This window comes from Gordonia hongkongensis (genome assembly GCF_023078355.1).
GTDB lineage: Bacteria > Actinomycetota > Actinomycetes > Mycobacteriales > Mycobacteriaceae > Gordonia > Gordonia hongkongensis.
The window spans coordinates 1248940-1260857 of record NZ_CP095552.1; the positions used below are offsets into that span (position 1 = coordinate 1248940).

The window sequence follows — 11918 nt, forward strand, 5'->3', positions numbered from 1 at the left end:
CCGCAGGGTTGGCGCCGAAGCCGCGTCTGGCGTTGGAGCCCACTGCTCAGGCGCCGTCCTGGGGAGGATTTCGATGACTGTTCTCGATTCAGTCGTGCCCGCGTCGCCGCCATCTGCGGACGTCGACGCCGACGCGGCTTCGGCGCCGGCGCGAGGCGCGGCTCGTCGTACATGGCGAGCGACGCTGACCGCGCCGCGTGAGATGTCGATGGGCGCCCGGTACGCGTCGACGATCGGGGCGGGCATGCTGGCGTTCGCGCCGGCCATCGCTGCCGAGTTCGACGCGCTCCGCCAGGGGTCGCCGACGGCATACCTGCTGTTCGTGCCCCTGTGGTGTCTGATGATCGCCTTCGGGCTCGACGTCTCGTCGCGGGGGCGTGAGATCGGTGACGGCGAGTTCGACCGCATTCTGGTCGTCGTCGTGGGCGGCGCGCTCGGACTGACCGCTGCCCTGGTCATCCCGCGGATTCCGGCCGTCGCGGCGTTCTGGCACGCCGATCTGATCCCGCTTCTCATCTGGGTATTCGCGGCGTCGATCGTGGTCTTCGGGATCCGACGCGTCGTCCGCGACTACCTCATCTGGTTGTTCCTCCTGACCTGCTTCCCGCCGAACTACCTGCTCATGGGGCAGGTGCTCGGCGGCACGACCGTCGCCTTCGGCGCGTTGTCCGTGGCGATTGCCCTCGTCGTGACGTACATGTCGCTGCGTCGGCACCCGCGGGTCGCCCTCGCCACCGCGGCGCTGTCCGGCGTCGGCGGCGCGGTGCTGGTTGCGGTACTCCACGACATCCCGCTCCTGGCCTACACGGTTCCCGCTGGCGCGGTGACCGCGATCGCGATCGTCGCACGACTTCGGTTCGGGAGAACGGGCTCGGCACGCGCCGGTCTGCCCAAGCAGTCCATCGCCACCCTGGCGTCGGCCTGGTTGGTGGCACTGGTGATCCTGGCGGTGACTCCGTTCGCACCGGAGTCGCCGAAACCCGTTGTGTCACCGCCCATCGGCGAGGAGTGGCTCGAGCAGTTGCGGACGCTGGGTATCGGGATCACCGAGCCCGAGGTGTTCGACTGGGGTCCGCGGGTCATGGGGTCCGACGGTGACGTGCGTCGGTACCGCGTCACGACGGGGCAGACCGGTCCGGAGAACAGGCCGCTGTCCACCGCCTATCTCGACGTGTTCTCCACCGCGGATCTGGGCCGCTTCTCCAGTTACCGCCGTGGTCTCTGGTACGAGACGGTGCCGCCGGCGACGATCCACTCGACTCCCGCCTCTTCGGACGGCCGACACACCCGGCTCGGCAGCATCGCCAACACCCTGGAGTCGGTCCGCACCTCGGATCAAACACTGTGGACCGGTCGATTCTGGGGTTGGCGAGTTCCCACGCCAGCCGGTGAGCGCTACATCGCCGTCTACCTGATGGCCGCGCGTGATCAGCCGGGATCGTCGAACGTCGCCGAGCCGAAGCCGCCCAGTTATGCCACCACCGTCGCCGAACCCATCAGTTGGCTCATCCGCGGTGGCGACGACACCCCGGACCCCGTCGACGACTCCGACCTCGATGTCGCGCTGACCGATCTCGCGTGGTCGATGATCGACGCCGTCGAACGACCAGCTCGGTGACCGCCCCCGACGCGGGACGGGTTATGGACGCGCGGCATGTCTCCACCCTGTCGGCACAACATCCGTTGAGCCGCAGGCAGCGTCTCGGCCTCGTCGTGCTCGCGATCGTGACCGCGGCAGCGTTCCTCCTGACCTGGCGGGTCTCACTCGCGGTCATCTTGAGCATCTGCGCTCTGTACTTCCTGGTCTCGAGCGTCGACAAGTTCGTGCTCGTCACCCGCGGCATGACCGGCAGGGGAGTGCTGCGGGTGTCCGACGACGACGCACGCGCGATTCCCGACGCCGACCTGCCGGTCTACACCGTGTTGCTGCCGGTCTACGGGGAACCCGAGATCGTCGCCAACCTGGTCGCCGGTGTCGGCAAGATCGATTATCCCGCAGACAAACTCGACATCCTGTTGGTCCTCGAGGCCGACGACCACGAGACCCGAGCCGCCGTCGAACACGCCGACCTCGACGGGATCACCCCGGTGCTGGTCCCGCCGAGCGAACCGCGGACCAAACCCAAGGCGTGCAACGTCGCCATGGATCTGCCATCGGAACGCAGCGACATCGTCACCATCTACGACGCTGAAGACATCCCGGATCCGCTGCAATTGCGCAGAGCGGCAGCCGTCTTCGCCGCGAGTCCGCCCGAGGTCGGCTCGGTGCAGGCCCGGCTCGGGTACTACAACGAGCGCGAGAACCTGCTGACCCGATGGTTCGCCATCGAATACGACCAGTGGTTCTCCTACATGCTCCCCGCATTGAGTGCGTCGAAGTGTGTGATCCCCCTCGGCGGGACGTCGAACCACATCCGCACCGACGTGCTGCGGGAGGTCGGCGGATGGGATGCCTACAACGTCACCGAGGACGCCGATCTCGGAATCCGGCTGGCGCGCTACGGATATCGCACGGTCGTCCTGGACTCACTCACCGGCGAAGAGGCGAACGCCGACGTGGTGAACTGGGTGCGGCAGCGCTCGCGCTGGTACAAGGGTTATCTTCAGACCTTCCTGGTGCACACCCGCCACCCGGTCGACATGGTCCGTGAACTCGGACTCGTTCCGGCGCTGCGTATCTCGAACCTGACCGCGGGCATGCCGATCGCCAACACCCTCAACCTGCTGTTCTGGACGCTGCTGCTGGTGTGGTTCGCCGGGAAACCCGATTTCATGCATTCCCTGTTTCCGGGTCCCATCTACTACCTGTGTGTCCTGATGTTCACCGTCGGGAACCTGGCCACCATCATGCTGGGCGTCGTGTCGACCCGCACCCTCGGCAAGCCCTACTTACTCGGTGCCGCGCTGCTCGTGCCCGGGTACTGGTTCCTTCAGTCCATGGCTGCGATCAAGAGCATGGCGCAGCTCATCTACAAGCCCTCCTACTGGGAGAAGACCGTGCACGGACTCTCGGCCATGCCCGGTGTGTCCCGACCGCCGAAAGGTCCTGAGAATGTCTAGCAACAGTCCTGTCCGCCTGCGACGCCTCCTGGGAGCGGTCCTGGCGGCGCTGATCGTCGGCATGGGAGCGGTGGCTCCGGCCGCGGCGGCGCCGGGAGACGGCACGACGACGCTCAACTGGCGGCAACTGGGAATGGGCACCTCGGTCACGATCGACGGCGCCGACGTTCCGGTCGGAGTGAGCATCCCGGTGCCGCAGGGGATGTCACCGACCACGCTGACCGGTGTGGTTGCGTCGGCGACCAACGTGACCGACGCCTTCATCCAGGTCGCCCGCACCGACGGCACGATCATCGGTACCGTCGTCGTACCGAGGTTCGGTCCGCGGCAGCTCAGCACCGCGTTTTCCGTTCCGCTGACCGCAGTGCCCGTGGGCGACAACGGCCGTGCGGATCTGCGACTGACGCTGCGCAACGGGACCGACGATTCGGTGTGCGGACCGGTGCCGGAGGTCGCGCTGACCAGCCTGAACGTCGCCTTCCGGGGCGCCGCGACGGTGCCCGCCACCATTCAGGATGCGTTCGGGACCGTGGTCAACCGGGTGACCGTGTACACCCCGGAGGACCCGAGTGCCGCGGCCGCGCAGACCACGCTCGGCGTCGTCGCCGCCATCGCGAATCACTATCGTCCGCAACGTGTTGCGATCGACGTGGTGGAGTCGGCCGATGCCCGGTTGCCGCGCGCGGCCAGTCCGCTGGACCGGGCGGTCGTCATCCGCGAGGAGGGTGGGGCGGGGAGTGTCCGTCTGGAACGTGCGGGACTTCCCGGGGCCGTGTTGGTGATCAGCGGTGATCAGGATTCCTTGCCCGATCAGGTGGCGCTCTTTCGCGACGGGCTGACCGACCTTGCCCAGACAGACTCCGCCGCGGTCGAATCCGTCGGAGACCGCGAGGTGCAGGGTTCGGATTCGGTGACCTTCGGGGAGTTCTCCGATCGGCTGTCGGTGGAGGCTCTCGGAACCGCCTCGCTGGTACCGGGTTTCGATCCGACGATCCTCGCCCTCGGTCGGCCCGGTGCGGTCGACGTCGCGCTGAAGGCGCGCTACACCCCGGTCCGCGACGACGAGCGGGCGAACGTCATGGCCGTCACCGGCGGCGAGATCCTGCACACGAGTGCGCTGAACGCGTCCGGATCGCTGGACACGAAGTTCACCATCCCCGCCGCGCAGGTGGCAGCCAACGAGCCGCTCGAATTCCGGGTCTCCTACGAGCCGGCCCCGGGCGCCTGTTCGCCTCGCAGTGTGCCGCTGACGTTCCAGATCGACCCGTCGTCGACCGCGTCGTCGAGCACGACTCCCGTTCGGATGGGCGGTTTCTCGTCGGTGCCACTCGGGTGGCAGCCGACCGTCCAGGTCGCGCTCGACAACACCAACCCGGCGCAACTCGACGCCGCCGCTGAACTGCTCGCGTCGGTGCAGCGCAGTTCGGCCACCGCACTGTCGCCGGTGCTGGTGCCGCTGGATCAGGCGATCGCCAGCAACACCGGCGCACTCGTGGTGGCCGACGCGGCGAACGCCCGCCCGCTGAACCCGCCGATCAACACCGAGGATTCGTCCACGCTCGTCGACCTGGCCGCGCAGATCCGGCTGGCCATCCCGGACGGGCTGGGTACCATCCAGGCGTTCTCGCAGAACTCGCGCACGGTGGTGTTGGTGAGCACCTCGGGGTCGTGGGATCTGGTCGACCCGCTGTTCGCGTATCTCGATGATCAGCAGGGAGATCTGGCAAACCTCCGCGGTGACGTCCTGGTGGCCGGCCGCGCGGGTCAGCCCGAGCTGATGACCGTGCGGGCCGACGGTCCGCAGGCCGAGGTCGATCAGGTCGGCACCAGTTGGGACCTGGCTGGGTATCAGTGCCGCGGTGATCGTGCTCGGTGTCCTGGTCGTGGTTGCGGTGATGCTGTACCGCAGGCGTTTCGGTGACTCGAACGGCCCCGACAATTCTGCGACTTCATGACCCTCGCGGTTCGCGACGATACCGCGTCGCCGGTGGCCGGCCTCGAACCGCCGGCGACCGGGAGCCGTCGACGATTCACTGCGACACAGTGGTGGGGGATCGCGCTGTTCGGCGGTCTGGTCACCGGCTACCTGGCAGTCGGCGCGTACCTGTATCTCGTTGTCGGGTACATCAATCCCGACGCCAGTAGCCGAGTGGGCAACGCCGGGTTCACCATCTGGAGTCGGGACCCGCACCTGGGTGCGATCGGTTTCGTCTGGAATCCGTTGCCGAGTCTGATCGAGATCCCGCTCGTCGAACTGTCGTCGCATTGGCCGCTGAACCAGTGGCCTGAGTTGCGTCGCGTCGGATTCGCCGGTGCGGTCATGAGCGCGGTGTTCATGGCCGGTGCCGGGTGGCAGGTTCGGCGGATCGCCCTCGATTACGGTGCCGGCCGTCTGCTGCGCTGGATCGCGGTCGCGGCGTTCGCGCTGAACCCGATGATCATCCTGTACGCGGGGATGGGGATGAGCGAGGCGCCGTTCCTGTTCTTCCTGCTGTGGACGTGTCGTCGAATCCTGTTGTGGGTGAACCGATCACGTGTGGTCGATCTGGTCATCGCCGGCGTCGCCCTGGGTCTGGCGTACCTGACGCGCTACGAGGCGCTACCCGCGGCTGCGGGTGTGGCGGTCGGGGTGTTCGTGGTGTCGACCCGACGACACCGTCCCGAAGGAGTCTCCGGACGCGCGGGGTGGCGGGCCGGAGCCGCCTTCGGTGTGCACGACGCGACCATCGTGGCCATACCCACCGCGTTCGCGTTCGTGGTCTGGGCGGGCCTCGGCTGGCTCCTCGACGGCAACGCCTTCTCCCAGTTCTCCTCGCAGTACGGCAACTCGGCGCAGGTGGAGGCGGCGGGGATCGTCTCGGCCGAGGATGTCGGAGCGGGTCCGCTGGCGGAGGTCATCATCGCGAACCTGCTCGGCATGCAACCACTGTTGTTCGCGGTGCTGCCGGTCGTGGCCTGGATCGCGGTCCGGTTGCGCAGGGTCGACGCCGCGGTGCCGGCAGTAGTGTTCGGCTCGGTTCTGCTGTTCCAGATGTCCGCGGTGATCCTCGGCTCGACCTTCGGCTGGTTCCGCTTCTACCTGGCGTCGACGCCGCTGGTCGTCGTCGCGGTCCTCGTCGCCTGCGGTCCCGCACGCCCTTTGATCCCTGAGCCTGGATCCGTGGATGAGGTTTCAGGTGGGCGGGGTTGTGGTGTGTGAGTGTCTGATTATGTTGTGGGCGTGTGGTATTCGCTGACCTGTGTCAGCTTTTTCACTGGGGTTCCTTGGTGGTGGTGGGCGGGTGTGGTTGGTGGGTCAGGTGGTGTTGACTGCGGCCCACAGTGTGGTGAAGGCGTGTTGGGTGGGCCAGTGTCGGGGTAGGTGCAGGACCGGTGTTCGTGCTGGTCGGGCTAGTCGGGCGGGTATCGCGATGAGGGTGCGGCGCAGCGTGGCGCCCCGCGCGGCTCGCAGTCTGGGGGTGTTGGTGAGTGCGGCGAGGGTGCGCATCAGGTTGTGGCTGATCGCGGTCAGGGCCAGCCAGGCGGCGTTGGCGCCGAACCGTCCGGAGGGCAGATGCGCCAGCGGTCCGTCGATGAGGTCGGCGAACACGGTCTCGATGATGGCGTGGCGGCGGTGAGTGATGTCGGCGGTGACGGTGTCGTCGGTGGTGTTGGTGAAAAACGAGTGGTACCGCCACGCAGGCATCAACGTGTCGGTGCCGGCGGGGTGGTGGGCTTTGACCCGACGCACGATCAGCCGCGCGGTGACCGGCTGGGCGGAGTCCGGGTGCACGGTGTAGGTGGTTTCGGCGACCTCGGCATCAGAGATCAGTTCGCCGGTGTCGGGGTCGGTGACCGCACCGGGATAGTGCACCGGGGTCCACGCGTCGTCTCCGATCGCGGTGATGGCGCGGGTGATCGCGGTGTTGGTGCGCAGGACCAGCGAGAACGTCGCTGCGAGGCGTTGACAGGTACGCATCACCGCGGCGGTGCCATAGGCGGCGTCGCCGCGCACGGTGATCTCCCCGCTCGCCCCACACCGGCGTGCGGTGGTCAGGGTTTCAGCGATCATTCTCGCTGCCCCGCTCCCGGAAGCGGTGCGCCCGGCGCGTAGCCAGGCGTTGGCGATCACCGGTTGATGCCCGGCTGCGGACAGAGTGGCGACCTGCGGGGACAACCCTTTGCGCAGGAGTTCACGCCCGGCGATTTTGGCGTGCCCGTAGGAGCCGCCTTCTTTCTGGTAGCCGTAGACCGGGCGTAGTAGCGAGTCAATGTCGACAAATACCCGGGACCCGTCGGTGGGCAGCAGACCCGCCGTGGCGCACATCGCCGGCAATGTGTGGGTCATCACCGCGTTGAGTTGCCGGGCGTGGCCGGGGGTGAACTCGCGCAGCGTTTGTCCGATCGTGGCTGGGGCGTACACGCGGTCGAACAGGCGGGTGTGCCCACCACTGCGGACCCTGCCGAGGTCATCGATACTGTCAGCGCCGCAACAGAATCCGGCGATCACGGTCAACAGTTTCGCCTCGAGGTTGGCCCCGGCGGAGGCGACCTGGGTGGTGCCGAGATCGACCCGGTCGCCCAGCGATGCGGCCAACCCGGTCGATTCGGCCACTCTCATGACCGGTACCAGTCCGGCGTGCGACACCAGGTTGTCGTCGTCGAAGATGGCGGACGTGGCGGAGAACGTGTGCGATACTTTCACTGAAAGTGCCTTCTGAGCTGGAATGTTTTGTTGTCTCAACACCACCAATCATTCCAGCTCAGAGGGCATTTTCACGTTATCGACACCCCGCACCCATCCACGGATCCAGGCTGAGGTGCGAGGAGCGTTAGCGACGAGCCTCGAAGGGCGCCGCTCCTTGAGCAGCGACCGGAGCTTGCGGAGATCGGACACCCGCCGCTCCTTGAGCAGCGACCGGAGCTTGCGGAGGTCGGACACCCGCCGCTCCTTGAGCAGCGACCGGAGCTTGCGTAGGTCGTGTGTCGAAAGGACCACCCTCACCACCCTCATGGCGCTGGTCCTGGCGACCTCGCTACCGGTGACGGCGTCGTCGATGCTCAACCCGGCGCTGGGCAAGGAGGAGTACGGTCTGCGCTCGGCGTTCTGGCCCGATCGCCACCCGCCGTCGGAGTTCTGGTTCTACTGGTTCGGCGAGGTCTCGGGCAACGTCGCCGCCTGGCTGGACAGCCAGAATCTGCCGGAGGGCTCTGTTCTCGTCGACACCTTCGGGGTCTCGCGCGTCTGGCTGGAGTCGAAGCGCCCCGAACAGTTCGTCGTGCGCAGCGACTTCGACTTCTTCGCGAAGCTGAACGCACCCGCCGAGCAGGGCGTGCAGTACATCCTCACGCAGCGGCCGACCGGCCTCGGCTCACTCGACGCCATCAACGTTCGCTATCCAACGCTTTGGGCCGACGGCGCCGGCATCGCGACGGTCGCCATGACGGTGACGACGCCGACTGGCAAACCGCAGTTCCGGATCTATCGGATCGAAGGTGCAACGGCTGCAGGTTGAGTTGTACCGGCTGGTTAGGGAGCTTTCAGTTGAGCCCTACCGTCGGTTGGGCTGCCCATTGCCGGCGGACGAAACCACCCCGTCTGCCGGTCGCCGGTTCTTGACACGAACCCGGTACACCGTGATCGTCCCGATCACAACAGCCAGCACCGACAACATGTCGGACTCTGTGATCCCGTGCTCGATGTTGAAGGACACAAGTACACGCCCCTCGATCGGCTGATTCCACAGCGCCCAGGCGACGCCATTGACCGTGAGGGCCGCGGCGGCGGGGTAGCTCGGCCGGGCCAGGCACCACGCACCCACGACAAAAAGAAGGTTCAGTAGCACGAGGGCGTGGAACGGGTCTGGCATCAGGACAGTATGACCACTGAGCCCAATGTGTGCTTGCCGCGGCCAGTTCGTCGTCGCTGCGGAAACCCTTTTAGTCGGACTCTCGCTCCTAACGACCGATGTTGCCCGTTCGTAGCTGGTTCTGCCTCGACGCATAGCGACGTACCCGTTAGAGCCTCTAGGCACATCCGCCAACGGCAGTCTTAGCAAGCCCGGCGTACTGATACGCGAATACGTGCGCCCAGTCACTTGGCGAGCAGTCGTATGACCGCGGAACGCTGCGCATCACAATCTCGCCCGAATAGCACTGCCCGAAGATGAAACGTGCCCGAAAGAGGCGGTATCGCCAACTGATGACCATGACGGTGTACCACTCGCGGCTCTCGGCAATCCTACGGACAAACTGAGCTTCGCCTGCTGCAGTGGCAGGCTCGGGTTCAAAACAGATGACTTTCAGTTCTGAAGTGCTCAAACGGCAGAGTTGGCGCATCTTTGCCCTTCGGATCGGGTCAGAGCCGGCGTGGTACGGGTAGGGATTAGAGACCACGAGGGTGTCGGCGTATCCGGCCTGCGCGAGGCTCGAACCGTAGGCCTCGCGCCTGTCGTCGTCACCTCCTAGAACCACGACGGCGGCGACATGCTGCACGGGATCCTGGTGCTCTCGGTAGAAACATTGGTACCCGACGACCCAAAACGCGCCGGCAGTCAAAACTGCGTTGACGAGGATCGTGATCAGTGCACGACGATCTCGGGCGACCGTTGCGACAATCAGGTAACCGAGCTGCAGGGCGCGGCCTCCGATCGAACTCATGGCGCGGTTTGCTGAGCGCTGCGTTGGAAGTGCGTCTATTTCTGGAAAAGGGGCAACCGACGGTATTCGACTCGTGAGGATCAACTTGACATCGTGCAGTCTAACGCGGCTGCGACAAAGCTCGTAGTTGACGAATGCTATGCCTGTTAACCAGAACAAATTGTGCCATGCTTCGTGTGCGGCATGCTGCGCTTACGCTTATTTTGAGTTATTCACCTACGGCGAGGTCGGCTGCTCCCCCTAACGTGAGTTTGTTCGGACATGCGATTCTGACGCAGGCTGGATGCCGCTGAAGTGTTGGCGCACAACGGGTATGGGTATCGCGTAACAGCTCGATTGTCGAGCTGGGTGCCCAGCGCGGTGCGAAAATATTAGCGATCGTTTGCGATTAGACTTGCGATTCTTTCGGGTTGCCTAGGATGATGGCCTGCATTATCGTCGGATCGTCCAACGAGGGATGAAATCGAACGGCCGGTGTCTCGATGATCCCGAAGGTGTGAGATCAGGGATTCTGAGACCTCGGGTTTTCGGTAGCTGCAGTTCAATTTGTTCCGCGCATGCGGATATGTTGTGAGTTCTGAAAGGGCGTCCTGCGATGACCGGTAACGAGGTCGGGGGGCAGGGAGTAGAAACGGGGCTGGCGGATTGAGTACCGGCCGCCAGGTGGAAGAGCGGGTTGTAGGCCGACAACGGCAGAACCGTCGAAAGCTGTATCTGTATCCCCTCGCGCGTCGCGAGGCGAAGGCCCGATCATGGGCCGCCGACTACGCGCATCGGTTGGCCTGGACCGATGTGGTCCTCGTCATCTGCGTCGTCGCCTTCGCTCAGGTTCTGAGGTTTGGGCCTGGCAGTCTGACTCCGGGCTCGGGCAGTTTCGGAGTGACATCGGTCTTCGTGTCGATCGTTCTGATCGCGGCATGGTCGATGGCGCTGCAGGTCAGCGGGTCGCGCGACCGCCGGATCGTCGGCTCCAACTCCGAGGAGTACAGCCGAGTCGTCACTGCATGCCTGGGAATGTTCGGGGTGCTGGCCATCGTCGACCTGTTGTTCAAGCTGGACCTCGCCCGCGGGTTCTTGGCCATCGCCTTTCCCCTGGGAACTGTCGGCTTGCTCGTCGGTCGATGGGGTTGGAGACAACGCCTGGGGTGGCAGCGCCTGAAAGGCAGACACCTCGACCAACTGCTCGTCGTGGGTACAGAACGTTCCGCGAAAGTCCTCATCGAACGGTTGTCGGCAGATCCTTCGCTCGGGTTCTCAGTGATCGGCGTGTGCCTACCCGCCGGCGAGCCCGTGCGACAGACTAGCTTGCAGGTCAGCGGGGTTGAGGTGCCGGTCTTCGGCGATTTCGACGACGTGATTCCGGCCATCTACCGGTCAGGCGCCACAACCATCGCGGTGACTTCAGCCGAGGCCCTGGGCCAGGAAGTCATGCAGGACCTCTCGTGGGATCTTCAAGACGCGTATGTGGAGATGCTCGTCGCGCCAGGGGTGACCGACGTCGCTGGGCCGAGGATGCTGGTCCGACCGGTCGCCGGTCTGCCGCTGCTGCACATCGACAAGCCCCGCTACGAGGGAGCGAATCGCTTCCGAAAGATGCTTCTCGACAAACTCGCTGCGAGCTTCGCTTTGCTGGCCGCGGTACCGGTTCTGGTCGCGATTGCGATCGCGGTCAAAGTCGACTCACCGGGACCTGTGTTCTACAAGGCGACACGAATCGGAGTGAACAACAGGCCGTTCAAAATGTGGAAGTTCCGCTCGATGGTGCAGGATGCCGACACCCTCAAGAGTGAACTCACCGCTCAGAACGAGGGCGCGGGTGTGTTGTTCAAAATGCGCAGTGATCCTCGGGTCACCCGGGTCGGTGCGTTCATCCGGCGCTACAGCCTCGACGAACTACCCCAATTGTTCAACGTCCTCGGGGGTTCGATGAGCCTCGTCGGTCCCCGTCCTCCGCTGCCCGAAGAGGTCGCACAGTATGACGGCCGGGTAGCACGAAGGATGCTGGTCAGGCCGGGTATCACCGGACTCTGGCAGGTGTCTGGAAGGTCAGACCTGTCCTGGGAAGAGTCGGTTCGGTTGGACCTCTCCTACGTCGAGAACTGGTCGATCATGCAGGACTTCATCATCTTGTGGCGGACCGTCAAAGCGGTTTTCGCGAAAGAAGGCGCCTACTGATCGTCGTTCTGTCACCCGTCGATTCCAGCATTGAGCACTAAGGA

Annotated in this window: 9 protein-coding genes; 6 read left to right on the forward strand and 3 right to left on the reverse strand. The window is 65.2% G+C overall.

Annotated elements, in window-relative coordinates; genetic code table 11:
* Positions 1–73: 73 nt before the first annotated feature.
* The 4 genes from MVF96_RS05650 to MVF96_RS05665 are packed head-to-tail and all read left to right on the forward strand — an operon-like array spanning position 74 to position 6259.
* Complete coding sequence (locus MVF96_RS05650; protein WP_247451606.1) at positions 74–1618, forward strand: hypothetical protein; 1545 nt, start codon at positions 74–76, stop codon at positions 1616–1618.
* 23 nt (positions 1619–1641) lie between these two features.
* Positions 1642–3060 (forward strand): glycosyltransferase family 2 protein, encoded by a 1419-nt coding sequence (locus tag MVF96_RS05655; RefSeq protein ID WP_247452062.1) that lies wholly within the window; start codon positions 1642–1644, stop codon positions 3058–3060.
* Positions 3053–4981: a hypothetical protein gene (locus MVF96_RS05660; RefSeq protein WP_247451607.1), complete on the forward strand. Its 1929-nt coding sequence runs from the start codon at positions 3053–3055 to the stop codon at positions 4979–4981. The genes MVF96_RS05655 and MVF96_RS05660 overlap by 8 nt, the downstream gene beginning before the upstream one ends.
* A gap of 30 nt (positions 4982–5011) precedes the next feature.
* Entirely contained in the window at positions 5012–6259 is a 1248-nt protein-coding gene (locus tag MVF96_RS05665) for a glycosyltransferase family 39 protein (RefSeq protein ID WP_247451608.1), read from the forward strand.
* Positions 6260–6355: 96 nt separating this feature from the next.
* Here the strand turns inward: MVF96_RS05665 and MVF96_RS05670 are convergent, their stop codons facing one another.
* The gene (locus MVF96_RS05670; protein WP_247451609.1) at positions 6356–7744 is read right to left on the reverse strand and encodes an IS1380 family transposase; all 1389 of its coding nucleotides are present in this window, start codon (positions 7742–7744) and stop codon (positions 6356–6358) included.
* Between the two features lie 307 nt (positions 7745–8051).
* Between MVF96_RS05670 and MVF96_RS05675 the strand changes: the two genes are divergently transcribed.
* Positions 8052–8555, forward strand: a complete 504-nt coding sequence (locus tag MVF96_RS05675) for a hypothetical protein (protein ID WP_247451610.1) — start codon at positions 8052–8054, stop codon at positions 8553–8555.
* A 36-nt stretch (positions 8556–8591) separates the two neighbouring features.
* Here the strand turns inward: MVF96_RS05675 and MVF96_RS05680 are convergent, their stop codons facing one another.
* Together MVF96_RS05680 and MVF96_RS05685 are read right to left on the reverse strand one after the other, a co-directional pair.
* Complete coding sequence (locus tag MVF96_RS05680; protein WP_247451611.1) at positions 8592–8909, reverse strand: hypothetical protein; 318 nt, start codon at positions 8907–8909, stop codon at positions 8592–8594.
* 157 nt (positions 8910–9066) lie between these two features.
* Positions 9067–9699: a YdcF family protein gene (locus tag MVF96_RS05685; RefSeq protein ID WP_247451612.1), complete on the reverse strand. Its 633-nt coding sequence runs from the start codon at positions 9697–9699 to the stop codon at positions 9067–9069.
* Between the two features lie 708 nt (positions 9700–10407).
* Between MVF96_RS05685 and MVF96_RS05690 the strand changes: the two genes are divergently transcribed.
* A complete protein-coding gene (locus tag MVF96_RS05690; protein WP_472924652.1) occupies positions 10408–11874 on the forward strand; it encodes a sugar transferase in 1467 nt (488 codons plus the stop codon).
* Positions 11875–11918: the final 44 nt, after the last annotated feature.

Bases quoted from the DNA above. Each gene is read 5' to 3' on its own strand.
- MVF96_RS05650 (WP_247451606.1), top strand. From the start codon at position 74: ATGACTGTTCTCGATTCAGTCGTGCCCGCGTCGCCGCCATCTGCGGAC.
- MVF96_RS05655 (WP_247452062.1), top strand. From the start codon at position 1,642: ATGGACGCGCGGCATGTCTCCACCCTGTCGGCACAACATCCGTTGAGC.
- MVF96_RS05660 (WP_247451607.1), top strand. From the start codon at position 3,053: ATGTCTAGCAACAGTCCTGTCCGCCTGCGACGCCTCCTGGGAGCGGTC.
- MVF96_RS05665 (WP_247451608.1), top strand. From the start codon at position 5,012: ATGACCCTCGCGGTTCGCGACGATACCGCGTCGCCGGTGGCCGGCCTC.
- MVF96_RS05675 (WP_247451610.1), top strand. From the start codon at position 8,052: ATGGCGCTGGTCCTGGCGACCTCGCTACCGGTGACGGCGTCGTCGATG.
- MVF96_RS05680 (WP_247451611.1), bottom strand. From the start codon at position 8,909: ATGCCAGACCCGTTCCACGCCCTCGTGCTACTGAACCTTCTTTTTGTC.
- MVF96_RS05685 (WP_247451612.1), bottom strand. From the start codon at position 9,699: ATGAGTTCGATCGGAGGCCGCGCCCTGCAGCTCGGTTACCTGATTGTC.